This window comes from Bizionia gelidisalsuginis (assembly GCF_008086185.1).
In the GTDB taxonomy this organism is placed as follows: Bacteria; Bacteroidota; Bacteroidia; order Flavobacteriales; family Flavobacteriaceae; genus Bizionia; species Bizionia saleffrena.
Genome location: NZ_VSKN01000004.1, coordinates 168,563 through 195,392, shown reverse-complemented (window position 1 = coordinate 195,392; position 26,830 = coordinate 168,563). Strand labels below are relative to the sequence as shown.

The 26,830-nt window shown below is 36.0% G+C and carries 27 protein-coding genes; 4 read left to right on the top strand and 23 right to left on the bottom strand.

The window, feature by feature from the left end; genetic code table 11:
* Positions 1-92 precede the first annotated feature (92 nt).
* From atpG to ES677_RS04875, 14 genes are all read right to left on the bottom strand, one after another.
* The gene (atpG, locus tag ES677_RS04940) at positions 93-953 is read right to left on the bottom strand and encodes an ATP synthase F1 subunit gamma (protein ID WP_148380602.1); all 861 of its coding nucleotides are present in this window, start codon (positions 951-953) and stop codon (positions 93-95) included.
* A 45-nt stretch (positions 954-998) separates the two neighbouring features.
* On the bottom strand, positions 999-2,579 hold the full coding sequence (gene atpA, locus ES677_RS04935; RefSeq protein WP_148369910.1) for a F0F1 ATP synthase subunit alpha: 1,581 nt from the start codon (positions 2,577-2,579) through the stop codon (positions 999-1,001).
* A 27-nt stretch (positions 2,580-2,606) separates the two neighbouring features.
* Positions 2,607-3,143: an ATP synthase F1 subunit delta gene (atpH, locus tag ES677_RS04930; RefSeq protein WP_148369909.1), complete on the bottom strand. Its 537-nt coding sequence runs from the start codon at positions 3,141-3,143 to the stop codon at positions 2,607-2,609.
* Between the two features lie 78 nt (positions 3,144-3,221).
* Positions 3,222-3,722, bottom strand: a complete 501-nt coding sequence (locus tag ES677_RS04925) for a F0F1 ATP synthase subunit B (RefSeq protein ID WP_148369908.1) — start codon at positions 3,720-3,722, stop codon at positions 3,222-3,224.
* A gap of 99 nt (positions 3,723-3,821) precedes the next feature.
* Positions 3,822-4,010 (bottom strand): ATP synthase F0 subunit C, encoded by a 189-nt coding sequence (gene atpE / locus ES677_RS04920; protein ID WP_054727931.1) that lies wholly within the window; start codon positions 4,008-4,010, stop codon positions 3,822-3,824.
* Positions 4,011-4,125: 115 nt separating this feature from the next.
* A complete protein-coding gene (gene atpB, locus ES677_RS04915; RefSeq protein WP_148369907.1) occupies positions 4,126-5,235 on the bottom strand; it encodes a F0F1 ATP synthase subunit A in 1,110 nt (369 codons plus the stop codon).
* A gap of 138 nt (positions 5,236-5,373) precedes the next feature.
* Positions 5,374-5,745 carry a DUF6168 family protein gene (locus tag ES677_RS04910; protein ID WP_148369906.1) on the bottom strand — a complete coding sequence of 124 codons (372 nt, stop codon included), beginning with the start codon at positions 5,743-5,745 and terminating at the stop codon, positions 5,374-5,376.
* A 29-nt stretch (positions 5,746-5,774) separates the two neighbouring features.
* Positions 5,775-5,999, bottom strand: a complete 225-nt coding sequence (locus ES677_RS04905) for an AtpZ/AtpI family protein (RefSeq protein ID WP_246124374.1) — start codon at positions 5,997-5,999, stop codon at positions 5,775-5,777.
* Positions 5,971-6,372 carry a bactofilin family protein gene (locus ES677_RS04900; protein WP_148369905.1) on the bottom strand — a complete coding sequence of 134 codons (402 nt, stop codon included), beginning with the start codon at positions 6,370-6,372 and terminating at the stop codon, positions 5,971-5,973. Before ES677_RS04900 ends, ES677_RS04905 begins: the two co-directional genes overlap by 29 nt.
* 20 nt (positions 6,373-6,392) lie before the next feature.
* Entirely contained in the window at positions 6,393-8,945 is a 2,553-nt protein-coding gene (gene porW / locus ES677_RS04895) for a type IX secretion system periplasmic lipoprotein PorW/SprE (RefSeq protein ID WP_170235046.1), read from the bottom strand.
* Positions 8,946-9,084: 139 nt separating this feature from the next.
* Positions 9,085-9,813, bottom strand: a complete 729-nt coding sequence (locus ES677_RS04890; protein WP_148380600.1) for an ABC transporter ATP-binding protein — start codon at positions 9,811-9,813, stop codon at positions 9,085-9,087.
* 20 nt (positions 9,814-9,833) lie between these two features.
* Positions 9,834-11,306, bottom strand: a complete 1,473-nt coding sequence (locus tag ES677_RS04885) for a DUF5687 family protein (RefSeq protein WP_148369902.1) — start codon at positions 11,304-11,306, stop codon at positions 9,834-9,836.
* 61 nt (positions 11,307-11,367) lie between these two features.
* Positions 11,368-12,060, bottom strand: a complete 693-nt coding sequence (locus ES677_RS04880) for a hypothetical protein (RefSeq protein WP_148369901.1) — start codon at positions 12,058-12,060, stop codon at positions 11,368-11,370.
* Between the two features lie 22 nt (positions 12,061-12,082).
* A complete protein-coding gene (locus ES677_RS04875; protein ID WP_148380599.1) occupies positions 12,083-12,421 on the bottom strand; it encodes a PadR family transcriptional regulator in 339 nt (112 codons plus the stop codon).
* Positions 12,422-12,534: 113 nt separating this feature from the next.
* Between ES677_RS04875 and ES677_RS04870 the strand changes: the two genes are divergently transcribed.
* Entirely contained in the window at positions 12,535-13,593 is a 1,059-nt protein-coding gene (locus tag ES677_RS04870) for a ferredoxin--NADP reductase (protein ID WP_148369899.1), read from the top strand.
* 212 nt (positions 13,594-13,805) lie between these two features.
* On the opposite strand, the gene ES677_RS04865 is transcribed toward ES677_RS04870, so the two are convergent.
* Complete coding sequence (locus ES677_RS04865) at positions 13,806-14,825, bottom strand: glycosyltransferase family 9 protein (RefSeq protein ID WP_246124373.1); 1,020 nt, start codon at positions 14,823-14,825, stop codon at positions 13,806-13,808.
* Between the two features lie 28 nt (positions 14,826-14,853).
* Positions 14,854-15,465, bottom strand: coding sequence for a DUF4254 domain-containing protein (locus ES677_RS04860; protein ID WP_148369898.1), 612 nt, complete (start codon positions 15,463-15,465; stop codon positions 14,854-14,856).
* A 712-nt stretch (positions 15,466-16,177) separates the two neighbouring features.
* Here ES677_RS04860 and upp point away from each other — a divergent pair.
* Complete coding sequence (gene upp, locus ES677_RS04855; RefSeq protein ID WP_148380598.1) at positions 16,178-16,837, top strand: uracil phosphoribosyltransferase; 660 nt, start codon at positions 16,178-16,180, stop codon at positions 16,835-16,837.
* On the opposite strand, the gene ES677_RS04850 is transcribed toward upp, so the two are convergent.
* Entirely contained in the window at positions 16,826-17,749 is a 924-nt protein-coding gene (locus tag ES677_RS04850) for a DUF6427 family protein (RefSeq protein WP_148369896.1), read from the bottom strand. The genes upp and ES677_RS04850 overlap by 12 nt on opposite strands.
* 40 nt (positions 17,750-17,789) lie before the next feature.
* On the opposite strand from ES677_RS04850, the gene ES677_RS04845 reads away from it, so the two are divergent.
* Positions 17,790-18,017 (top strand): DUF6341 family protein, encoded by a 228-nt coding sequence (locus tag ES677_RS04845; protein ID WP_148369895.1) that lies wholly within the window; start codon positions 17,790-17,792, stop codon positions 18,015-18,017.
* Between the two features lie 18 nt (positions 18,018-18,035).
* Here ES677_RS04845 and purD read toward each other — a convergent pair whose 3' ends face one another.
* Positions 18,036-19,307 (bottom strand): phosphoribosylamine--glycine ligase, encoded by a 1,272-nt coding sequence (gene purD, locus ES677_RS04840; protein WP_148380597.1) that lies wholly within the window; start codon positions 19,305-19,307, stop codon positions 18,036-18,038.
* A 64-nt stretch (positions 19,308-19,371) separates the two neighbouring features.
* Here purD and ES677_RS04835 point away from each other — a divergent pair, with 64 nt between their 5' ends.
* Entirely contained in the window at positions 19,372-20,679 is a 1,308-nt protein-coding gene (locus tag ES677_RS04835; protein WP_148380596.1) for a phenylacetate--CoA ligase family protein, read from the top strand.
* A gap of 485 nt (positions 20,680-21,164) precedes the next feature.
* On the opposite strand, the gene ES677_RS04830 is transcribed toward ES677_RS04835, so the two are convergent.
* From ES677_RS04830 to ES677_RS04810, 5 genes are all read right to left on the bottom strand, one after another.
* Positions 21,165-21,935, bottom strand: a complete 771-nt coding sequence (locus ES677_RS04830) for a glycosyltransferase family 2 protein (RefSeq protein ID WP_148369892.1) — start codon at positions 21,933-21,935, stop codon at positions 21,165-21,167.
* Between the two features lie 8 nt (positions 21,936-21,943).
* Positions 21,944-23,353 (bottom strand): exopolysaccharide biosynthesis polyprenyl glycosylphosphotransferase, encoded by a 1,410-nt coding sequence (locus ES677_RS04825; RefSeq protein ID WP_148380595.1) that lies wholly within the window; start codon positions 23,351-23,353, stop codon positions 21,944-21,946.
* 3 nt (positions 23,354-23,356) lie between these two features.
* A complete protein-coding gene (locus ES677_RS04820; protein ID WP_148369890.1) occupies positions 23,357-24,349 on the bottom strand; it encodes a UDP-glucuronic acid decarboxylase family protein in 993 nt (330 codons plus the stop codon).
* The gene (locus ES677_RS04815) at positions 24,349-25,647 is read right to left on the bottom strand and encodes a UDP-glucose dehydrogenase family protein (protein WP_148369889.1); all 1,299 of its coding nucleotides are present in this window, start codon (positions 25,645-25,647) and stop codon (positions 24,349-24,351) included. The genes ES677_RS04820 and ES677_RS04815 overlap by 1 nt, the downstream gene beginning before the upstream one ends.
* 147 nt (positions 25,648-25,794) lie before the next feature.
* Complete coding sequence (locus tag ES677_RS04810) at positions 25,795-26,826, bottom strand: polysaccharide biosynthesis protein (RefSeq protein ID WP_148380594.1); 1,032 nt, start codon at positions 26,824-26,826, stop codon at positions 25,795-25,797.
* Positions 26,827-26,830 lie beyond the last annotated feature (4 nt).

Below are 26,830 nucleotides of genomic sequence, written 5' to 3'. Positions count from 1 at the left end.
AGCACCTTTTGAAAATTTGACTTCACTAACGCTACGTCTAATTGTTCAGTGCTTCAGCACCTTTTGAAAATTTGACTTCACTAACGCTACGTCTAATTGTTCAGTGCTTCAGCACCACCCACAATTTCTAAAATTTCATTGGTGATGGACGCTTGACGAGCCTTATTGTACGTTAATTTTAATTGATCTCTTAATTCAGTGGCGTTATCGGTGGCTTTATGCATCGCTGTCATACGTGCTCCATGCTCACTGGCGAAAGAATCTCTAACGCCTTTATACAACTGTGTTTTAAGCGATTTAGGAATTAGCTCCTCAATAATTTTTACTTTAGAAGGTTCAAAGACATAATCTGTTGTATTTTCTTCATCACCTTCAACCGGAACAATCGGTAAAAACTGTTCTGTCATTACAATTTGAGTCGCCGCATTTTTAAACTTATTGTATACAATCTCTATTTTATCGTATTTATTGTTTAAAAACTCCGCCATTAGCATCTCGGCAACTTCGGCAACATTATCGAACGTTAAATCGTCGAAAAGGTCACTTCTATTTGCCATAACGATGTCATTCTTAGCAAACTTGTCATTCCCTTTTTTTCCAATTGCTAAAATGGAAACATTTTTGTCTGCGTGAACATCGTTAATTAGCCTTTGTGTTTGCTTAATAATATTAGAATTAAAAGCACCACACAACCCTCTATTTGAGGTTATGGTAACAATAAGTACGTTTTTAACCTCTCTTTGTTCTGCGTATTTACTTCCCAATTCTGAATCGTTAGAAGCACTTAAACTCTGTAAAAGTTCTGTTAACTTATCAGAATAAGGTCGCATTGCACTAATAGCATCCTGAGCCTTCTTTAACTTCGCAGCCGATACCATTTTCATAGCACTGGTAATCTGCATCGTTGAAGATACCGAAGTAATTCTATTACGTATTTCTTTTAAATTTGCCATATTTTAAAATATGAAATAAGATTCCCACTCTCGTGGGAATGTTAATTATGCTTTATATTTTCCTGATAAATCTTTTGCCACAGACATTAAAGTATCTGTAACTTCATCAGTTAATTTCCCTGCTTTTAATAAGTCTAAAACGTCTCTATGTTTCGCGTTTAAGAACTCGAGATAATCACGCTCAAACTCTTTTACTTTATTTACGGGTACGTTTCTTAATAAGTTTTTAGATCCTGCATAGATAATTGCAACTTGATCTTCGACTGTAAACGGATCGTTTTGAGCTTGTTTTAGGATTTCAACGTTACGTTTTCCTTTTTCAATTACATTTAAAGTAACGGCATCTAAATCGGACCCAAACTTAGCGAAAGCTTCTAGCTCACGGTACTGCGCTTGGTCTAATTTTAACGTTCCAGATACTTTTTTCATTGCTTTAATCTGTGCGTTACCACCAACACGTGATACCGAAATACCTACGTTAATTGCCGGACGTACACCAGAGTTAAATAAATCTCCATCTAAGAAGATTTGTCCATCTGTAATAGAAATTACGTTAGTTGGGATATATGCCGAAACATCTCCCGCTTGCGTTTCGATAATTGGTAAAGCAGTTAACGAACCTCCTCCTTTTACAATAGGCTTTAAAACGTCTGGTAAGTCGTTCATTTCTTTTGCAATAGAATCGTCATTGATAATTTTTGCAGAACGCTCTAATAATCTTGAGTGTAAGTAGAAAACATCACCTGGATACGCCTCACGACCTGGTGGACGACGTAATAATAATGAAATCTCACGATACGCTACAGCTTGTTTGGATAAATCATCAAAAACAATTAACGCTGGACGACCAGTATCTCTAAAATATTCTCCAATAGATGCGCCTGTCATTGGTGCATATACTTGCATTGCTGCTGGATCTGATGCGTTTGCTGCAACAATAGTTGTATAAGCTAAAGCGCCTTTTTCTTCCAATGTTTTTACGATTAAAGCTACTGTCGATGCTTTTTGTCCTATGGCAACATATATACAGGATACAGGATTCCCTGCATCGTAAAATTCTTTTTGATTTAAGATAGCATCGATACAAACCGTTGTTTTACCAGTTTGACGGTCACCAATAACCAACTCACGTTGTCCTCTACCTACAGGAATCATAGCGTCAATCGCTTTAATACCCGTTTGTAATGGTTCTGTTACTGGTTCACGATAAATAACTCCTGGTGCTTTACGCTCCAAAGGCATCTCATACGTTTTTCCAGCGATTGGTCCTTTACCATCGATTGGGTTACCTAATGTATCTACAACACGACCAACAATACCTTCACCAACTTTTACAGAGGCGATGCGCTCAGTACGTTTTACTATAGAGCCTTCTTTTATTCCTACAGAAGTCCCCAGTAATACAATACCGACATTGTCTTCTTCTAAGTTAAGCACAATACCTTCTGTACCACCATCGAATTCTACTAATTCTCCATATTGAGCGTTAGCTAATCCGTAAGCACGTACGATACCATCACCTACAGTTAATACTGTTCCAACTTCGTCTAAAGAAGCGCTTGCTTCAAATCCGGAAAGTTGTTGTTTTAAGATTGCTGATACTTCAGCTGGGTTTACTTCTGCCATCTTATTCTTTATTTAGATATAACTATCTTAGTTTAATGTGAATTCTCTTTTTAGTTTACTTAATTGGTTCGCTATACTAGCGTTATACTGTAGGTCTCCAACGCGTAAAATGAAACCACCTAAAATGCTTTCATCAATAATATTTATTAATTCTGCGTCTTTACCGGTAAGGGCTTTTACTTTTGCAGACACTTTTGCTGTTAACTCCTCTGTTAATGCTACAGCTGTTGTTACAGTTGCTTCTTGCATTCCTCTAGATTCGTCGTACAACTTTACGTATTGTAAAGCTACATTTTCTAAAAGTGATAAACGTCTGTTTGCAATTAAAGTATCTATTAAATTTACGGTTAACGTATTAGAGTTTTTAAAAATTTCTAATAACGCCGATTTTTTAATAGTTGCACCAATAACTGGACTTTGTAGCATATCGCTTAAGTCTTGACTTTGTGCAATAGTTTTAGCGAATAGCTTCATATCATTACTTACAGCTTCTGCTGAATTCTGATCTTTTGCTAAGCTTAACATTGCTTTTGCGTATCGTATTGCCGCTCTTGCTCCTGCCATAGTTTCCTATACTATTAACCTACATTTTGTATTTGCTTTACAAAATACAAAGTCTGAAGGTTATTTATTTGGTTATACTTAATTTAATTTTGCTTCTGCTAGCAAAGAATCAACCAATACCAATTGTTTGTCTTTGTTAGATAATTCCTGACGTACTACTTTTTCTGCGATCTCTAAAGATAAGCTTGCCACGTGGTTCTTTAATTCGGCCATCGCTGCTTTCTTCTCTCCTTCTATCGCCACTTGAGCTTGCTCGATCATAGCGTTTGCCTGTACCTGAGCTTCTTCTTTTGCAGCAGAAATCATATTATTTTTCATTTCACGCGCTTCTTTCATCATCCCATCTCTTTCAATACGTGCTTCTTGAAGTAACTTCTCATTAGAAGCGGTAAGGTTTTGCATTTCTAATTTTGCTTTTTCAGCAGCATCTAATGCATTTTGAATACCATCTTCTCTAGTTTGTAAGGCGTCTAAAATTGGTTTCCAAGCAAATTTTCTCATCAATACTATTAGTATTAATAAGATAGCGGCTTGCATAAAAAATAAGCCTATCGAAAAATCGTTTAATAAAGTTTCCATTCTATATAGATTACTTAAATTCTCTTTTTTTGTTTAATTTAAAACAGTTTCTGCAACCAACCGTTGCAGAAACGTGTTTCTTTGTTTTTTAGGAAATTCTTATTTCCCTAAGATTAATGCACCGAATGCTAAACCTTCTAATAAGGCTCCGATGATGATCATCGCTGTTTGGATCTTTCCAGCTGCTTCTGGTTGACGTGCAATACTTTCCATTGCTTTTCCTCCAATTTGACCTAGACCGATACCTCCACCGATTACGATTAATCCTGCTCCAATTAAATTGTACATACTACTTTGGTTTTATAAATATTAATTAAACAAATTCTTCTTTTATGCTAAACACGTGTTGTACCTCGCGTGCTGTCACACTATACAATGAGTACTAATTATGCACTCGTAATTTTTAATGGGCGTCGTGCTCTTCTACAGCCATACCAATAAATAACGATGATAACATCGTAAAGATAAAGGCTTGTAAGAACGCTACTAAAAGCTCAATAAACATAATAAATATAGAGAGTACTAAAGACATCCCTGTTGATGCTACTGGACCGAAAGCGGCTTTCATTGTAATCATTAATGCCATTAAACTCATTACTACAAAGTGACCTGCTGTAATGTTAGCAAATAAACGTACTAATAAAGAAAAGGGTTTTATAATTACAAAACCTACTAATTCTATCACTGCCAAAATTGGTCTTAATATATAAGGCACTCCCGGCATCCACAACGTGTGTGCCCAGAAGTCTCTGGTACCGCTAAACATATAAATTACCATTGTAAAAATAGCCAAACATGCGGTTACAGCAATCTGTCCTGTAACGTTAAATCCAAGTGGTGTTAACCCTAGTACATTTAAAATCCAGATAAAAAAGAAGACCGTTAATAGGAAGCCCATAAACTTACGGTACTTTTTCTCTCCAATATTTGGTCTTGCAATTTCGTCACGAACATAAATAACTAAAGGCTCTAACACTCTAGAAAATCCTTTCGGAATAGTTTTACCTTTTTTATATCCTCTTGCCAAGGCACCGAACCCTAGCAACATTAATAACCCTGTTAGAATCATCCCAAAAACACTTTTCGTAATTGAAAAATCAAGCACTCTATTGGCGTTGGTTGGGTGGTTATCTTCGTCAAAACTAAGTGCCGTTGCACCGTTTTCTAACTCGTATATTTTTGAATGGTATTTTAATAATTGCGCACCGTCTTTGTCTACAATAACTTCACCATCGTCATCGTGATGAAATGCCGAAGACATAAAAGTCTTTAACCCATTGCTTGTCCAAACAATAACCGGTAACGGAAACCCATAGTGCGTTCCCGATGCATTATCTGTAAAAAAATGAAAATCGTGAGAATCCTTAAGGTGATGAGCAATATACTCTCTTATTTCATCTGGTGAATCTACTAAATTGTTTTCAACAGCGTCATCTTGAGCAAAAGCCGTAAATGAAGTCAATGCTAAAACGAATACTACTAAAAACTTGATAGATTTTGTTGCTACCATCATACTTTATCTAAATAATGAAATTTATGTCCTGCAAATTTTGTGCAAATGTACGGAATAATTTCAAATCCCAAACTCTTTTTTTTTAATAGATTTTCAACTTAAAAACAAAGTTTAAAATCTACACTTATTTTACACTAACTATTTACTGTTTAACAGCTTACCCACGCCAATAGCTTCAGCCATTAAAAAAAGAAACAATGGAACCACCAGACCTATGCGCTCGGGCTGGGATAAACTCTCTTTAGAAAACACAGATTCTTGAAACATCAAGACAAAGATTCCTATTTTAAAAAACATCATCATTAAGTAGCCGTAACCGGCCTGATTAGGCAATGTAGTTGCCAAAAGCTCGATGGCCACGTACACAAGCACAGATGCAATGGCGTGAAAACTATAAACTTTTAGTAAAGAAAAAGAAAGCTCGGAAGTGGTTAAGTAACTGTGTAAACTAAAGGCTAAAGCAAATAATGCTGCGATAGCCAATACAAAATATAGTATGCGTTTGGTCATTAGTTAGTAGACTATTAATTTTAATTAAATTACTCTTTATTGGTTAAATTAATAACTTGCCTTATTACCATAAAAATGGCAATAAAAACAGAAACCAACGTAACTATTTTGTAGTATAATTGGTCGTCGTTATTAAATTTTATGTCTAGCCATTCCCCTAATTTACTCCCCAAGTAAATGGTTAACCCCATTTGCAAGGCTATGGTCGTAAATCGCACATAGGGATTAAGTGTTTTTTTTGATTTTTGAGTCACCTTTTATATCTTTTACTGTTGTTTTCATCTCGCAAGTTACATCGAATGTTGCGCCGGGATCTATAGCTAGCTTCTGGGTGATAACTTCACCTTGTATTACCGCTGTCGCTTTTAAGCTTAATGTTTCTGAAAGTTTTAATTGTCCTGAGAATGTGCCTTCGAAATACGCATTAGAACATTCTAAAGTCCCCGTTACAACTCCCGATTTACCTACAACTACTTTTCCTGGCGTTTTTACATTACCTTCTATAACACCGTCAACTCGTAGATCGCCTTCGCTGGTAAAATCTCCTACTACCGTTGTGCCCTTAGCAATAATATTTTGAATGGACGCGTGATTATCGTTTTTGTTTTTTTTGTTATCGGAAAACATTGAATTTAAATTTTTGGGATTTATTGTATGGCTTTATAAGCGTCTACGTTTTTATGAATTTGGAGCGTGCGATAGTTTTTTGAAGATATAGAGAAAAACGGACGCTTTATTTTTTTCCGGTCTTCCTTATTTAAAAGTTGCATAAAGCCTTGAGAACCTTCTATACTTTTTAGTCCGTGCACCACTACAAAAGTGGTGTCTTTATTATAAACATCTACCGAAGTGCTTAATTTAAAGTACTTCACCTTTTTAACACTTTCATCTATTGTTTTTACGAAATCTTCCAAACCGTTTTCTGGTGTGTTTTCAAATTCGTAAATCACTTTAAAGTGTTTAAAACTATCATTTTCTACAAATGCTGAAGAGCGTAGGGTTTCTAAAGAGCTATTAATAATGTCTTGTGCTTGTAAGCCTTCAGAAGTATTTGCATACGTTACTGCCACAGCATTTATCGCGTTTTCATACGCTTCAAAACCGTTAAGTCTACCAATAGCAAAGGCTTTTAGTAGTTCGAATTTAGGCACAATAGCATCACCTTCAAACGTTGAAATATGACTGTCACTTTCTAAAATTACGCGTTCAAATTCTTGATTTTGAAATAAGGCATAGACCTTTTCATAAACACTCTCCGGACTGTTTTCATCGCGCAGTGCCGCCAAGTTTGGATTATTCAAAATCTGCGCATATCGCGAGTCTGGGTAATTGGTAACAATATCGTTTTTAGCTATAGACACCGCATCACTACGACCTTGAAGTTCATAGATTTTATACAAGTTGTATTTTGATGGTAAAATTAATCGCTCTTCGGGATTGCTTTTAAGCAGCGCTAAGAATTTATTTTTAGATAAATTATACTCTTTAAACTTCTCTTTATAAATTAACCCTAGCTGATAGTACGCATAATTTCTATCTTTTTGAAGCGTCGCAATCACCTCGGGTTCCGATGGAATTTGCGCGATATAGTATTCGGGATCAAACAATTCGCTTTCGGCGGCATCTATGCCACTTCCATTTTCTAAAGCCACCACGTTGCTCGACGCGCTTTTACTAGACCATCGCCAATTTTCGGCTAATTCGCGATCTCCCCAAATGCGTAGAAATTCGTTTTTACCATAGGCTACCGTTTGGTCATTATAGAAATAAAAATTTGAGCTTTTACCACTGCTTTTTGCACTTTTAGCAAAACTAGAAGCATTTGTGTTTCCAGCATTGTTAACCGCTAATCCCTTTTTCTGATCTATAATAGCTTGTTTCTCTATTTCAGCTTCAGCCTGTAGTTTTAAAGTTGTAGTATAGTCTTCAAAATACTGCAGCCTCTCGGCTTTAGACAATAATACAAGATTTAAAATACTATCATTAACTACGGCGATGTCTTCATAATAAATAACAGTCTCTAAATTTTCTCTTTTACGTTTTATAATCCTAAATGGTTTGCTATTTTCTACCATATTAGTCATCGTACTATCGTAATAAGCGCCGGCTTCTTTGTAGAGATTGGTATCGAAACTTATATCTCCCAGCGTTTCGTAATTAGTGGCTACTAAAATTTTATCTGTTGAATTTTCTCGTAGTGATTTGTTGTAATATACTTGCGCTAAAGAGTCGTTACCACTCGTTAAGTAGTACTGCGCTTTTTGATGGTAAATATGATCTAAAAACGGTCTGTTTTCGCGATCTTCTTCAAGGGCTTTTAAATGCTCGGTAAACACCAATTTATCGCCAGACTGATAATTGAAGTTTTTAGCTTTTTCTAAGTGTGCGTTAATTAAGTATTTTCTCGGAATTTTCCGATTTAAGTCAATCACTTTATCGAACGCCCTATTAGCACTATCCGGCTTATTCAATGCATCATAAAGCTGTCCTTTAATAAAAAAATACCGCCCTTTTTCGTGGTCTTTTTTGGTAGATTTGGCAGCAACCGCCATTGGTATTAGTGCGCTGTCTAAGTGCTTGGTATTAATATAAGCTTGCGCGAGTATTGAAGTGGCATCGGCTAAATCCTGACCTTCCAATTCTTCTTGCTCTAATAATAGCTTTAAATTTGTTATAGCCAACGTGTTATTATCTAAGCGCATATTGGTTTTTTCGCTCCAAACTTTAGCTTGATTTATTTTATCACTTGCAGGGTATTTGTACAAAATGTAGTTGAAAGCTTCCAATGCCGGAATGAAACGCTGATCGAAATAACGCGCTTTTCCTAATAGTAAATACGCTTCGTCCATTTGCGGGTTTTTCTCTTTCCCTTCAACGTTCATACTGTGTTTTTGTATCGCTTTTACTGCTTTTTCTTCCGCTTTAGTAAACTCGGCATTTTTAGATTGTCCCGGTAAAAGCACCTCTTCCTCTATTTGCATTCTCTCGATGGGTAGAATCGCCCAATAGTTATCGCGATACGACGCATTTAAACTATTTCGGCCTTGCTCTAAGGCACTAAAACCATTAAATAAGGTATTGTATTCGGCTGTTATCGCGTGAAAATTTCTATTAATAAAACGGTCTTTTTTACGAGAACATCCTACTAAAATTAAAGTAACGATTACTGCTGATAATATGGGTTTTAAAGCTATTTTCAAGAGTGCTATTTTTTTTTCTATTACATAACTAAGAACTTGCGAAAATATTATGTTCTTTCTACATAAGCACGTAAAAATAAGCATCTTTTTGAGTTTTTGCCAATTAAAGCAAAAAATGTGCACTTTAGAGTTATATTTTTTATTGTAAGTCTGTCGCTTTTTCTACACCCACCAGACCCGAAAAATGAGCTTCTAATTCTTTTAAGGTTGCTGGGCTCGTTTTTAAATCCTTAATTACTGCCCCTTTTTCTAGTACTACAATACGCTCGCACACATCGGTAACGTGCGATAAATCGTGACTAGAGATAAGTATGGTAACGCCTTTAGACCGGGCTAATTCTTTAATGATTTGTTTTAGTCTAATTTGCGTTGTCGGATCTAAATTTGCGAAAGGTTCATCTAAAATAATAACCTCAGGGTTTCCGATTAATGCGGCAACAATTCCTGCTTTTTTTTGATTTCCTTTACTTAAATCTCTCAAATATTTTTTCTGTTTTAAAATCTCTCCGTTGAAAAAATCTGCAAACTGAGCCAATAATGTATCCACATCGGCTTTAGTTTGATGGCGTAAATCGCCAATAAAATAAAAATATTCTTCGGCAGTTAGATACCCTATTAAAAAACTTTCATCTATAAAAGATGACGTAAATGGTTTCCAATCTTCACTTTCGTGCACCAAGACACCATTATTCTCAATATACCCAGAAGACGGCGCGATTAAATCTAACAGCAAACTGAAATACGTTGTTTTTCCTGCCCCATTATTGCCTACCAATCCGAAACTCTGTCCTTTTGGAATCTCGATTTCCTCGATATTTAACACCGTAACATCATTATACTTTTTGGTTAAATTAACTGTTTTTATCATAAGTATTGAATTGTAATGAATTATTGTTTTTCTGAAAAAGCGGCTATAGTTTTATACTTTCCTTTTTGATATACCTGCTCTATTTTATTAAAAATATATGGTCTAAAAACAATTCCTAATACCCCAACCAAGGCTAGAGCAATAAGTCCTGCATTGAAATTAATCAATTTATAGGGCACATAAAATATTAGCATGGGTAGTAAAAATTTAGGCAGCCCAATGAGTAATTGCGTAGGATTAAACCCGTTAGTATTACTAAAGGCTTTTGCTTTCACATTTAGCTCTATGGGCACGCGGTTTAAGGCCCCACCAAATAAGGTTAAGAAGGAGTTTAAACCAATATTAAAGACCGCTCCGGCAGCAATCATACCGAAAATATCCCAGCCAAAATAAATGTAAGGCGTACTCAATATAAAGGAGAACAATACCGCCACAACCATTAAATACCATTTCGATTCTAAATAGGTTTTATACGGTATATTCTGACTCATTAACAACTTGTAATATTCACTATCCCAAGACGGCACATACTGGCCAAACGTCATTAAAAAACCACCCGTTATAAACATCGAAGCAAAGGCTAAAAGAGCTGGCATCTCGCGATAGGTGTCTTGTGTATAAAAGACTAACCCATAAAATAGAAACATAAAAGACATCATCATTACCTGACGCGGTCTTACGTTTCTTTGTATTAATTTAATATCGTTCTTTAAAAAAGGAGCCACTGCACCAAAACGGTTTAGCCACGATAAATCGGTAGTACTCACTTCTTTTACTTTTTTTGAAATGGCATCGTCTAAATAAAAGCCTTTTTTTATAAAATGAAACGTCGCATTAAATAAAGCGACTAAAGCGACAATGGGAACCACCACCAAATAGGGGTGCGCATACATATAGTTGAAAGCATAACCCATCGGTTCTGAAATTTTGAAAATAGAATAATACTCTAAAACGCCAAAGGTGGCGACAAGAGCCAGCACAACATAAAACACCACATTATTTTTATTGACTAAAAAGTTTATAAAATTAATAGATCCCGTAATCGCCACAAAACCTATAAGCCAAGCCAACACTGGTATAACGGGATAGCCTTGAACTAGTAAAACAATGGTAAAAGGAACCACTATAAAGAGCGGTAAAATATTAAAAAACGATACACTCGTCTTGCCTAACAAATAGTAAATTACGGTGTTGCGTTTTACGGGAATAATCATTAAAGGCTTTACATTCATTACCGGTAATTGCTGCATAAAGTAGCGCAACATAAAATCGAAAATAAACCAAAAGAATAAAAAGCTATTTACGGTAGTCATCGGGTCTGTTTCCGGAATTGTTTTTTTAAGAATAAAGAATAAGCTCCCCCCTAAAAGTAACGCCATTCCGCCAAAATACAACACAGCAAAAGCCAATAATATTTTTATAGCGATTCCTTTTTTGAAATAGGAAGAACGAGAAAATTGTTTCCATTCGAAACTTAAAAGGCGTTTAATCATAATAGGTTATTAGTTTGCATTATATTAAGGTTAGTGTGTTTTTTGCTTTATTTGTTACACATTACACCATTTTATATTCTGGATAAACTTGGTTTAGTAATTTCTCTGACTCTTCAGGTAGGACATTCAAAGAGATATAAGAATAAATTGAGGCCAGTGTAAAAAACAAGGCAAAACCAATAGATGACCAGGAAATAACACCTGCAGATTCCATTATTTCTAAAGACGGTCGTATATGAATTATTAAAAAGAACACGTTCATAGCTACAGCGTTAAAAATAAGGTCTTCTAATAACCAAATCCGCCCTGTTTTTATTCTCTTTATTTTTAATTTTCGTTTTAACACTATAAATTTAACGAGACTATAAATAGCAATACCTCCTGTAACTCCATAGATAAAATAACTGCCATACTGAGAGCTAAAACACATTAAAAAAACGATAAAGATAATTAAGGTAATAACGATTTTAGGCAAAGCAAACCACTCTTTTCCAAAGTCCCATAATAGTTTAGCATAACGTTTATTCATCGCCTTTAGTTTATTATCTACAACATCCATAAAGCCAAAAACTCCAAATTTTTTAAAGGCTAAATTTCGGGCTTCAATGAAACTTAAATTAGGGTTTTCTTCCCAAAACGATTCAATATCGTTAGCTAAATGGTCAACAAGTTCTGTTTGTAAATCATAGTGCTCAACGTAATGCTGCCTAGTAAACTTGTAAAGTGATTCAATTTGCTGTTCTGTAATTTTCATAGCGAATACTTACATTTATTTTTTATTGCAGATTAAAAGATGGGGACATTAACGCCTGCATAGTCTTGATATAATCATTTAATTCCTCAAGCTTACTTGTGGTTTCTGTAGCACCTTTTTCTGTTAATTTATAATATTTGCGAAATCTATTATCGACTTTAAAAACCTCAACCTCCAAAAAGCCTTCAGCTTCTAATTTATGCAATGCAGGATACAAAGCGCCTTCCGTAATAGTTAATTCGCCGTAACTAAGTATTTTTACCTTTTGTGTGATCTCGTAACCATACATTTTTTCAGTCTCACTTAAAAGCTTTAAAATGATGGTTGAAAGACTTCCTTTATATAATTTTGAATTTCCCATTACAGGATAAATGTATACATAATTTTCTTAGGCATGAAGTTGAGGTGCATTTTTTTTAAAATTTAAAGTATAAACTAAATGGGCTTCACTATTTTTGTATTAAAATAAAAACTATGTCGCAATTTCATAACCTTTCAATAAAAAACATACACAGAGAGACCGCGCACTGCGTTACTTTAAGTTTTTCGATACCAGAGACTTTAAAAGACACGTTTTCCTTTATCGCTGGACAATACATTACTTTAAAAACGACGATTAACGGAAAAGAAATTAGAAGAGATTACTCGATGTGTTCGTCTCCAAAAAGTGGCGACATAAAAGTAGCCATTAAAAAAGTTGAAGACGGTACCTTTTCCGCCTATGTAAATAGCACCTTAAAAGAAGGTGACATACTAGATGTCGCCCCACCAAAAGGGCGTTTTAATTTTAAGCCGAACGATAAAATAACTAAAAACATCGCCTTATTTGCTGCTGGAAGTGGCATTACTCCTATTTTAAGTATTATTAAAAGCGCTTTGGAAGAAGAGGTGCACAGTAAAGTTATTTTAGTGTACGGTAATAAAACAACGGAAGACACTATTTTCCTTCAGGAATTATTAGACTTACATCACCAATATAAAAACCGATTTGATATTCAGTTTGTGTTTAGTCAAGCCGATGAAGAGGATGCTATCTTTGGTCGTATTGAAAAAAGCACGGTAAACTACGTTATGAAAAACAAGCATAAACATATTGATGTTGATGCTTATTATTTATGCGGACCAGAAGCGATGATCCATACCGTAAGAGATGTGTTAATTGAGCATAACACACCTAGCGACCGTATTCATTACGAATTGTTTAAGGCTGCAAAATCTGCCGATGTAGCGACGCCGGAAACCGTAAGCGACGGTAACGCTACGATTAAAGTTATTGTTGACGATGAAGAGGCTACCTTTACTATGCAAAAAAAGCAAACCATACTTGAAGCGGCGTTAGACAATGACCTAGATGCTCCTTATTCTTGTCAAGGAGGTATTTGCAGTAGTTGTATCGCTAGAGTAACCGAGGGCAAAGCAACGATGCGAAAAAACAATATTTTAACTGATGGTGAAGTTGCCGAAGGCTTAATATTAACCTGTCAAGCACATCCCGACACGGCAACAATAACGGTAGATTATGATGATGTATAATAATGCGTTTTAGTAATCTCCTATAAAAATAAAAAGCTCCGTAATTTACGGAGCTTTTTATTTGGTTATCATCACTGGTTTTAAAAAGATAGTGAGGGATTTTTCTTCGCGCCTTTCTGTTTTTCAGACCGTTCAGACCGTTTCTAATTAATTCTTAGTTCTTTATTCTTAAAAGACATGTGGTCTGCTCCCTATAATCGGCCAATACTAGTTTATAGTAAAGTGTTTATTGTAGCGATAATGTCTTTAGGTCGAATACTTCTCGCGGCTTTTTCGTAACCTTCCGGATATTTATTACCATATATGGACGTCGGTATTAGGGGGAATTCTTCTCGATTAGCCAGTAAACTATTACTTGCCGGTTGATTAAATGGTGCAAAACCTGCAAACGGATGCGTTACATTCCATACCGTCACTACTTTTTTACCTAACATTGCGGCGATATGCGCATTACCAGAATCCATAGCCAACATTACATCGGTATTAGAAATAACATCTAACTCTTCTGTAAAGGTTAGTTTTCCAGCAACATTTATAACATTATCGTATTTGCTCTCCAAGGCATTTAAAAGGCTTATTTCATTCTTTCCGCCACCAAATAACAAAACGGTGTGTTGTTTAGAAAGAACAGTAATGACGTCCTCCATTAAATCGATAGGATACATTTTAGAGTCGTACTGTGCAAAAGGAGCAATCCCAATCCACTTATTTGAATCGTTCCCGATAAGCGCTAAAGCGTTTCCGCTTAAATTCTTACTATCTGGAAAAGTAGGCGCACTTAAGTCTAAGTCAAACCCTAACGCACGAAACACATCGGCGTAACGCTCGTGCGTCGTTTTTAATTGCTTAACGGCAGTCCCTTTTATTAGTGCTTCTTTTTCTTTACGCCCTTTATCAATTTGCTTAAACGGAAGTCCTTTTAAAAACCATTTTAACAATTTACTACGCAATACGTTGTGTACATCGGCTACGGCATCAATATCTAGCGTTTTTAATTCTTTCGCCAATGCATACATTCCTAAAACACCCTTATGTTTCCCTTTTAAATTAGGTGCATAAACGGTGACTTGTTTTAAGTCTTTAAAAAACGGCTTAAAAAACGCTCGTGTTAACACGGTAAGCCTCACTTGCGGGTGTTGCTCGGTAAATGCACGCAAAACCGGTACGGCCATTGCAACATCTCCCATAGCAGAGAGTCTTATTACTAAAATATGCTTTGGTTGTGTAGACATCTCGTTTCTAAATAGTATTAAAAGAGTTTTATTTCTGCCCTCTTAAAACAGGGTTTAATTCGTCGTCGTTGTACATTTTCATTTGTTTGTACACCTTCATATATTTATCGCCAGATTCTATATCTTGTAATAGATCATCGATTGCTATATTTAAATCTGCACGTTGCTCTAACAACACAGTAAGTTTTTTATGGCAGGCAGCACTATGTGCTTCAGAAGCATCTTTACGCTCTACTTCTTCATTCATGTGATAAATTTTCAAGGCTAATATAGACAGTCTATCGATTGCCCAAGCCGGACTTTCAGAGTTGATTTTAGCTGAATCTTTAGGTGTTATATTGGCAAACTTCTTTAAGAAATAACCATCAATATACTCCACCATATCGGTTCTGTCCTGATTTGACGCATCAATTTTACGTTTCAACGTTAATGCCGCAACTGGATCTATTTGTGGATCCCTAATAATGTCTTCATAATGCCATTGCACGGTATCTATCCAACATTTTCTATATAGTAAGTGCTCTATTAATTGGTCTTTTTCATCGTATATATTAGTAAACGGTTGGTCTACAGTATTTACAACGTGATAGGTATTAATTACCTCTTGAAGTATTGAATTTGCTTTGCTTGTAAAGTTCATTGTTGCCTTATTTTGAATACAAATCTAAGCAAATAAAATAAGATAATTAAGCTTAGCCACTCTGCGGGTATTCAAAATTTGGTATTCATTTTCTGTTTTTTACGCGCAACACTAGTGATATTTACCCAATAGAATATCATAGCGAACTACTTAGCAAAGGCGTCAAAGCAAAAGCTTTTGTTTATCTCTTATATTTTTGAAGGTGCGAGCGCACTATAGCTTAACTTTTAATACCTAATAACTTTCTTAGTATTTATAGTATTACTTTTTTCCATTGCTGAAAAAAGTAACCATAAAAATCTAGACTTACGAACCGCTATCTAAATTTTTCATTGTACAACTAAATATCAAAGCCCAGCCAGTATAATAGTGCCTGACGCCTCTGTATCGATTGCTCAAACAGTCTGAAATTTTAAGGCGTATTCATTTCAAATTTTACGATAGATTTCCGATAGGCCAGTAAAACACTTTTTTTTAATTTAATAATGTTTTACCAAACCTTAGATGATTAATTTTTTAAACACTTACGCAATTAACTGTCCGCACACACTCCTGACCTTCAAAAGGTATACTATTGAGGACTAGACGGCGCTCAAAACAGACAAAATAGCACAACACTATTAACTAAAATTTTGAAGGCTTTTTACATTTTTCGCATTAAGTCTATATCATTAGAAATACCTAACTTTGCGTTCTCTTAAACCCTTTTTTTATGATTGTTCACAATATTGCTTTACAAAACTCTGTCCTTAACACGTTTATTTCAGAATTACGAGAGGTGACCGTTCAAAAAGACAGTATGCGTTTTAGAAGAAATATTGAACGTATCGGCGAAATTTTAAGCTACGAAATGAGTAAAACGTTTCAATATAACAATCAAACCATTACGACCCCTTTGGGCGCATCGACCATACCACTTATAGATAATGACATTGTGTTGTGTTCCATTTTAAGGGCAGGAGTACCACTTCATAATGGCTTATTAAATTACTTTGATACCGCAGAAAACGCCTTTATTTCGGCGTATAGACACCATTTAAAAGACCCTGAATCTTTCGAAATTATAGTCGAATATTTAGCGTGTCCAGATTTGGAAGGCAAAACTTTAATTTTAGCCGATCCTATGATTGCTACCGGGCAATCATTACGCGCTACTTTTGAAGCTTTACAACCTTTTGGAACCCCTAAACATATTCATTTGGTCGCTGTAATTGGCGCACAAGAAGGCATTGATTTTGTGTCAGAACACTTTCCGGACGATACCCATTTATGGATTTCGGCAGTAGATCCAGCCCTAGACGACAACGGCTATATTGTTCCTGGCTTGGGCGATGCTGGCGATTTGGCTTTCGGTAAAAAACTACAACACTAACAATAAAAAGGGAATTATAAAGAGTACAATAACAAATAAATCTTTAAACAATTTATCTGCGATGGTTTCTATGTAATTGGTGATGACCACCGATAATGGTGCAAAGAGAAATACAAATTCGCTTCCGTCTTTATTGGGTGCAATAATTAAAATAGCCGCTGCTACTAGACAACTTACAAACACCACTTTATAAGCTGGTTTAAAGGTTCCTGTTTTCGTATTTAAGTCTTTCAAATAAAAGATAGAAGACCATAAACCAAACGATAATAGTACGGTGATTGCTACCATAAATTGAATGGAATTGTAATGACTTAAATCAAAATCTACTTGAGGCGCTAGGGTTAAATAGCCATAAAGCGTATCGTTAAACACTACGGAAGCTGTAATAGCGACTACAATTACCGCAGAAAACCCCACAAAAGGTACCAACCAGTTTTTTAAACGTTGCTCCGAAAAAAAGAATAATGCCAAAAGAATAACGATAAAAAACAGTGCAGCCCAGAAATAAATTAAGCTTGCCAAGGCCACCAAAAATCCGGCATCAAACAATTTTTTAATTACCTCTTTTTGGGTTCTTATACTTACAATACGGCGTATTGCAAGCAGGATTAAAAGATTAGAAAATAATACTTCTTGATTGGTAAAAACCTGGGGTACTAATAGCAAAAACAAGCTATATAAGAGTATTTCGTAATTACTTTTTCCGGTTAAGGAATTCTTAGTTACTATAAAATCAACGACTAAAATGGACACGTAAGACACCCCGAAAACAAGGCCTAATTTTACTATTCGCTCAAGCGTAAAAGCCCCCGATTCGTATTTAAAAACAGCTGTTAATAAGGCTATGAAAGATATAAGAAATACAATTAAAAAATTAATTGGTTTTGATTTACTAAAAAAACTTGTAATCATAAGCAGTTTTTGTATTTTTGTACTTATAAATATAAGACAGATGAAAGATTTTTTTTATGCCATTCAGGATTTTTTTGTAAATGTAGCGCTTGTTCCATTTGATGCCTTAGCAACAATAGAATTAGAGAACTGGTGGATCGCAAATTTATTTTCTTGGATCTTTATAGTAATCGCTGCTGTCGCGGTCGTATACTGGATGCTTCAATTGAAAAAACATAGTGATAATAACGAAGAAGATAAATCGGTATCTTCTCACTCCTTTTTATAAATTAAAGCGATAGGTTTCTTATAAATCGAAACCTATATCCTTACGATAATTCATCTTATCAAAATGTAGTTTATCTATATTCTGGTAAGATTTTTTTATGGCCTCTTGGTAGGTCTTTCCAAAGCTTGTAACTGCCATTACACGTCCGCCAGACGTTACCACTTTACCCTCTTTTAAATTTGCACCCGCATGAAACACTAAAGACCCTTCAATGTTTTCTAAGCCTGTTATTTCTTTTCCTTTTTCGTAAGCTTCAGGATACCCTCCAGACACCAACATAACTGTTGTTGCCGCTCTATCATCGATATCAATAGTGATGTCATTTAGCGTTTGGCTCGCAACTGCTTGAAACACCTCTACTAAATCATTCTTTAAACGCGGTAACACCACTTCGGTCTCAGGGTCTCCCAAGCGCACATTATATTCTATTACAAATGGATCATTTCCAACTTTAATTAGACCAATAAATACAAAGCCTTTATACGGTAAGTTGTCTTTTTGGAGTCCGTTAATGGTGGGTATTACCACGCGTTCCTTTATTTTAGACATAAACTCGTTATCGGCAAATGGCACTGGAGAAATGGCTCCCATTCCTCCAGTGTTTAATCCCGTATCCCCTTCTCCAATACGTTTATAATCTTTCGCCGTAGGTAAAATCTTATAGTTTTTACCGTCGGTTAGCACAAAACAACTTAATTCTATCCCGTCTAAAAACTCTTCAATAACCACTTTGGTACTTGCCGTTCCAAATTTGGCATCTACAAGCATTGCTTTTAGTTCGGTTTTAGCCTCTTCAAGATCCTTTAAAATAAGCACACCTTTTCCGGCTGCTAACCCGTCTGCTTTTAAAACATACGGTGGTTTAAGCGTTTCTAAAAAGTCGCACCCCGCTTCAACGGTAGTGGCATCAAAACTCTGGTAAGCGGCTGTTGGTATGTTATGTCTAAATAAAAACTTTTTAGCAAACTCTTTACTCCCTTCTAATTCGGCGGCTGCTTTTTGTGGTCCAATAACCGCCACGTTCTTGAGTTGCGCGTCCGCTAAAAAGAAATCATGAACCCCTAACACCAAAGGATCTTCTGGCCCTACAATCACCATTTTAATATCGTTTTTAAGGACGACGTCTTTTATAGCCTCGAAATCGGTAACAGAAAGCGGCACATTAGTCGCAATTTCTGAAGTCCCTGAATTTCCAGGTGCTACAAATAAATGTTTACACTTTGCACTTTGTGCGATTTTCCAAGCAATTGTGTGTTCTCTTCCGCCAGAACCAAGAATTAAAATGTTCATAGTTGTTGTTGTTTCCGCAAAAATAATTATTTACTTTACAAAAACATATTTATCCGTTTTTCTTTTGAATTTATTTAACCTCTCTTTACGTTTTAAAGGTTTCCCGATGACTAAGGCGTGCTCCGATTTTGAAGCCATTTCTGCGATCTCTTCCGCGGAATATCCTTTGTACATCGAAAAACAACGTCAAAAGATTGTAACGTATCACTTAAAACACAATTCCTTTTATCGCGGTTTAACGGAAGGGATAAATACTACCGATTGGAACTCTTTGCCTATTCTAACAAAAAAAGAGGTACAACAACCGTTGCAACAGCGCTTATCTGAGGGGTTTACTTTAAGAAATTGCCATATTCATAAAACGTCGGGCTCGTCTGGTACCCCTTTTATTTTTGCTAAAGACAATTACTGTCACGCCCTAACGTGGGCCGGGTTTATAAAGCGCTATAACGTTTTTAATATCAACCTCAACCACTCTAAACAAGCGCGCTTTTATGGCATTCCTTTAGATACTCAAGGCTACTATAAAGAACGGTTAAAAGACGCGCTCAGTAATCGCTATCGGTTTTCGGTTTTTGATTTAAGCGATGCGACATTTAAAAACAACCTAAAAACCTTTTCGAATACGCCGTTCGATTATATTAATGGCTACACCAGTGCCATCGTACAGTTTGCTAAATATTTAAAACGCGAACAGATTATATTACAATCCGTTTGTCCCACTTTAAAAGCGTGTATTGTCACTTCCGAAATGCTTTTTGAAGACGACAAGCATCTTTTAGAACAGTATTTGGGTGTACCCATAATTAACGAATATGGCGCTGCCGAATTAGGATTGATAGCATTCCAAGACGCTAATGACCACTGGCGCGTAAACAGTGCGGACTTATACGTTGAAATTATTGATGATGATAATAAAGTGTTGCCCTACGGCGAAATAGGTCGTGTTGTAGTCACGTCGTTGTACAACAAGGCGCATCCTTTTATTCGTTACGACCTTGGTGATTTGGGGCGTCTTTCAAAATCCAGTACTACAAAGACACCCCTTTTAGAAACCCTTATAGGTCGAACGAGCGATATCGCAAGGCTACCCAGTGGTAAAACAGCCGCCGGACTCACCTTTTATTATATCACCAAAACGATTATTGAAGACGCCTCGATAGTAAAAGAGTTTATTATCGAGCAGCTAGAATTAAACACGTTTAAGATAAGCTATGTGAGTACCAATAGTCTTTCCGAGGATAAAAAACGAGAGATTCAACACGCATTCGACATCTATTTAGAACCAGGACTGCACCTTGTTTACAAACAAAAACAGGTGTTGCATCGGTCTAAAAGTGGGAAGTTGAAGCAGTTTGTTTCTTATTTATAGTTTTTTTATGAATGCCTTTCTTTTGTGAATAGCTTTTGGCTAATGACACTTTTAAGTATATGGTTTTGATTTCGTGTTTTTTTGAAGTTTATACGTAATGAATAAATTACATCGAGAAACTTAAGAGTTCTATTTAATTGAAAGTGAATGGCATTCTTGATAAATTAGTGGCGCCGTTAATTAAACAAAATCTTCTATACAAGAAGTCAAATATAAAATTTATAAACTCATAAAACCTGTCATATCAAAGGTAGATACTCCAAATTATAATAAACGAGTTCCTACATTTAGGTGTCGAATGAAAAGTTTAGATGACGCTTGGTAAGCCTAGATTTCTATGGTTACTTTTTTAACAATAAAAAAAAGCAACCTAATTGAAAAGGTAATTATTGTCTTTTAAGCCCAACAGGAAGTGCTGAAAACGCGAGTCTTGGTGTGCGTAATTCGTATTGGAGTGTTTTAAATTAGGAAAACGGCGTGTGTTATTAGATTGTTTTATTCTGTTTAGATTTTACTAAAAAATGTTCGTATAAAAACACTATCATTTTTAAAATGGAAGCGGGTATAGAATACCCTAAACCTTTTTTATACACCCAATAATTATACTTAATTAAACGCCACTTGCTTGCTGAAATAGATGCTTTTCGTAGGCGGTAATACGCCAGCGCGTCGTTGATACTTAGCGCTGGTTTTCCGGAGCGTTCTAGGGCATTTAACCACAGTACCCAATCTTGACGTTTTCTTAAAAGTGGCATATAGACTTTACCCAACGTTTTGGCATTATACATTCCGGTGAGATTACCAATATAGTTGCTTTTTAAGAGTTTGGCATAATTCAATATAGGTAAGGCCTCCACCTTAGTGTTAAGCGGCTGGCTGGCCTCGTTAATAAGTTCATAGCTACTAAAACAAATGTCGGTATCCTGCGTGTTTAAAAACGAAACTTGTTTATCTAATTTTTCAGGTTTCCAAAGGTCGTCTGCATCCAAAAAGGCTATAAAATCACCTTTTGCCACTTGAATACCTCTATTTCGAGAATGCCCTGCTCCCCTATTTGTATCATTTATTAAGAGGAAAATATTAGGGTATTTAGCAACGAAATTATTTACAATAGTACACGTTGCATCGGTAGAGCCATCGTCGATTAACAATAGTTCCCAATGCGAATAGGTTTGATTTAGGACACTCGTTATCGTTTCGGAAATAAAAAGCTCCGAATTATAAAGCGGCGTAATAATAGAAACTAAGGCTTTCAAATAGTCAGTTAATAAGCTTCGTCTTGCCCTTTAAACATATTAATTATTGTTTGAAAAATAATTTTAATGTCTAATAACAATGACCAATTTTCGATATAAAAGATATCGTATTTAATTCGGTTTATAATATCCTCGTCGGTTTTAATTTCCCCGCGGTACCCTTTAATTTGTGCTAACCCTGTAATTCCAGGTCTTACATTGTGTCGAAAAATAAAATTGAATTTATCAATTTTTTTTGAGTAGTCTTCAGTATAAGATGGCATGTGCGGTCTTGGCCCCACCACCGACATCTCGTTTTTAATAACATTTAAAAATTGTGGTAGCTCGTCGATACTCGTTTTACGTAAAAACTTTCCGATTCTGGTCACCCGATTGTCATTTTCGGTAACATAGGTTCCTTTTATTTCGGTGGTCGTTCTTAACGATCTAAACTTGTAACACGTAAATTCTTCGTAGTTTTTACCATTGCGTTTGTGTTTATAAAACAAAGGCCCTTTCGATTCTAATTTAATGACAAGAAACAGGATAGCGGTTACCCAAGACAGTACAAAAACAATAATAAATAATGAGAAGATAACATCGAACGCCCGTTTTATAAGCTGATTAAAATCTCTATTCAGGGCCACTTCTTCTATAGAAAGCACGGGTAAATAATTATAAAAGTCCGTTTTTAATCGCTTTGAAAACAGCTTTTTAGTATTGGGAACAAATTTTATATTACTGTGATTGATATTCGCAATTTTTACAAAATAATTCACTTGTTTTTCTGTTAGGTCGTCGATAGCGCAATACACCTCATCTACTCCCATATTTCTCTCTAAATAGGGAAAACTATCGGCAATACTTCCGGTGTTGGATTTAATATACGTATCACTAAACGTCGCTAATACTTTATATCCTAATTGCTTTTGGCTTCTAAACAGCGCTTTTAATTCTTGGGCACTCTCGTTATTCCCTACAATAACGACACGACGCAAGTTCCCTTTAAGATACGTTCGCACCGTTTTTAATCCGTAATAACTTAATAGTTTTACCGCACCAATAATTGAAAAGGCAAAAACAATATACTCGAATATTTTGGAGGCCGGTAGCTTAACACTTCTAAATAAACCGACAAAAGCGAATATGATAATACTAAACACTAAGAATTGCTTAATAATTAGTGACAGCACTGTAATAACAGACGTGTACCTAAAAACGCGATAAAATTTTAAAATAGTCGAAGAAAATATCCAGAAAATAGCCGCATAGATTATGAAAATCAGAGTTATATTTTCGGAATATTCGGCACTAAACCGCGTAAGATCGTTTGCTTTAAAATTGAAATAATAAAAGGCAAGACCATTAACAACAGAGATGTCGAAAATAATAAGAAACGGTCTTAAAAGCCATGAATATCTTCCGCGCTTAAATTCCATAAATTACTTACTATTAAAACTCGAAAAGTCTTTGTGTTCACTTTTATACCATTCGTTTTTATTTAAACTTTTAAAATAGTTAAAGGTCGTTTCCATTCCTTGAGTTCGTGAGACTGTAGGTTCCCAGTCGAGTAATTCTTTGGCTAACGTAATATCGGGTTGGCGCTGTAGTGGATCGTCGACAGGTAATTCTTTATAAATTATTTTCTGAGTGGTTTCGGTTAGTTTTATAATCTCTTCAGCAAAATCTTTAATAGTAATTTCGTGCGGATTCCCAATATTTACGGGGTATGAATAATCGCTTAACAGCAATCTGTAAATACCTTCGATTTGGTCATCTACATAACAAAACGATCGCGTTTGCAGTCCGTCGCCAAAGATGGTTAAATCTTCACCACGCAGTGCTTGCCCCATAAATGCGGGAATGACACGCCCATCGTTAAGTCGCATTCTCGGTCCATACGTATTAAAAATACGAACGATTCTCGTTTCTAATCCGTGAAACCTATGGTAGGCCATTGTTATCGACTCTTGAAAACGCTTAGCTTCGTCGTACACCCCACGCGGGCCGATCGTGTTTACGTTACCGTAATACGTTTCTGGTTGCGGGTGCACTAGCGGATCTCCATACACCTCGGAAGTTGACGCTATCAATATTCTCGCCGCTTTTGCTTTCGCTAAACCTAATAAATTATGAGTCCCTAGCGAGCCCACTTTTAGGGTTTGAATAGGGATTTTTAAATAATCGATAGGACTTGCAGGCGACGCAAAATGTAAAATGTAATCGACATCTCGTTCAATTTTAATATACTCGGTAACATCGTGTTTTATAAACTGAAACTGGGGATGGTCTAACACGTGTGCGATGTTTTTTTTATCGCCTGTAATAAAATTATCCATACCAATAACAGCGTATCCTTCGGCGATAAAGCGATCGCATAAATGTGATCCTAAAAAGCCTGCTGCCCCTGTAATTAAAACTGTTTTCTCTTGCATTATCTTCCTATTGAAATGTAGGTTATATTTTCGTTTTCAACATCTGGAACATCGTAAAGATTTCTTCCGTCGAAAATAACGTGGCCTTTCATTTTTGCTTTCATTCTTTCGAAATTAGGCGTTCTAAAAATGCTCCACTCGGTACAAATTACCAAAGCATCGGCATTCTCTAAAGCGTCGTACATACCGTCGGCATAGGTTATTTTATCTCCTAATTTGCGTTGTACGTTCTCCATTGCCTCCGGATCGAAAGCGGTAATATTACACCCTAAATTTAGTAAGCTTTCTATAACATCTAACGCTGGTGCTTCGCGAATATCGTCGGTTTCAGGTTTAAAGGCTAAGCCCCACACCGCAATATTTTTTCCTTTGAGATCGCCCTTAAAATAGTTCTCAATTTTAGGAATAAGCACCACTTTTTGTTTTTTATTCACCTCCAAAACGGCGTCTAATATTTTAAAATCGTAATTATTATCTATTCCGGATTTATATAATGCTTTTACATCTTTAGGAAAGCAAGACCCTCCATAACCAATGCCAGGAAATAAAAACCGTTTCCCGATTCTTGAGTCGGTTCCCATTCCTATTCTCACTTTATCGACATCGGCGCCTACTTTTTCGCAAAAGTTAGCAATCTCGTTCATAAACGTAATTTTTGCTGCTAGAAACGCATTAGACGCGTATTTTGTTAATTCCGCCGATTTTTCATCCATAATAATAATCGGGTTTCCAGAGCGTACATACGGTTTGTATAATTTTTCCATTAAAGCAATAGCGCGCTCACTACGCGCTCCTATCACGATACGTTCTGGTTTAAGGAAATCGTCTACTGCAAAACCTTCTCTTAGAAACTCAGGGTTCGACACCACATCGAAATCTACCGTTGCGTGTTTTGCAATAGCTGCTTTCACTTTGTCGGACGTTCCTACAGGCACGGTACTTTTATCGACAATGACTTTATAGTCTTTAATACTTTTCCCGATGTTATCGGCAACGCCTAAAATATATTGTAAATCGGCCGAACCATCTTCATCTTCAGGGGTTGGTAAAGCTAGAAAAATAATATCACCGTGTGCTAATCCTTCCTCTAAACGCGTAGAAAATTTTAAACGGTTGGCTTTTATATTTCTTTCGAATAAAACATCAAGATGCGGCTCGTAAATAGGCACCTCACCCTGTTGCATTTTTTTTACTTTGTTTTCGTCTATATCTATACACAGCACGTCGTTACCAGTTTCTGCTAAACATGTTCCGGTAACTAACCCTACGTATCCTGTACCTATTACTGCTATTTTCATTTGTTTACTGTCTTATTATTCCGAACTCTTACGCTTCTGCCAACGGACATACGATGGTCTATCAATCGTATAGTATAACTGCTAGATTTCAGTAATAGCAAATATAAAAGAAACCGCTTAACCGCGTATTATATTCTTACAATATGTTTAATCTAAAGCTTCGTACTCCGAATTTTTGCTTTTATAGGTTTTTAATGTTCTTTTTAGCGCTTTTACTGCGGCCAAAGCATCATACGTTTCTACTGCCTTTTGAAGGTTTTGAAACGCCCTATTTATTTCTGATAAGGGTACTGTGTTCGGTTCGTTAACCACAAAGATATCGCGATGTCTTGTCGGTTCTAAATTAGTATTTCCAGAGACTAATTCCTCGTGTAACTTTTCCCCTGGTCGCAAACCAATGGTTTCTATTTGAATATCTTGAATGTTATAGCCTGATTCTTGAATAGTTGTTGTCGCAATATCGTAAATAGATTGCGGTTTGCCCATTTCGAATACCAATATCTCACCCGTTTTTGCGAATGTTAAGCATTCGGCCAACAGCGACACTACTTTAGAAACACTAATTAAATACCGTGTTGCCTTTTTATGGGTAATCGTTAAAGGTTTGTTCTCTTTTAACTGCGCTTTAAACAACGGAATCACAGACCCATTTGAGTCTATAATATTACCGAAGCGCACGGTTATAAAGCGCGTGGCCTCCGGATGCGATTCGCTTAGTATTTTAATATATTTTTCGGCTAATAGTTTAGTGGCCCCCATGACACTCGATGGATTTACCGCTTTATCTGTAGACATAAAAACAAACTGTTTTACGCCGTTTTTTAGAGCGGCATCCGCTAGTAGTTTTGTGCCTAAACTATTGACTTGAATCCCTTCAATAGGCTGTTTTTCGATGGTTGGAACGTGTTTATAGGCTGCCGTATGCAACAAAAAATCGATCGTGTTTTCGCTTAATAGTTTATTGATAAGCGCTACATTGGTAATACTTCCAAGAACACATTGGATTGTTGTAGATTCAGGAACCACACTATTTATAGCGTGCTCTAAATTAAAAAGGGGTGTTTCGGCGGTATCTAACAGAATAATTTTTTTGGGCTGAAACGGTAAAATAAAATGTGTTAGTGCCCACCCAATCGTTCCTGCCGCACCGGTAATTAAAACACATTTGTTTTCAAACATAGCT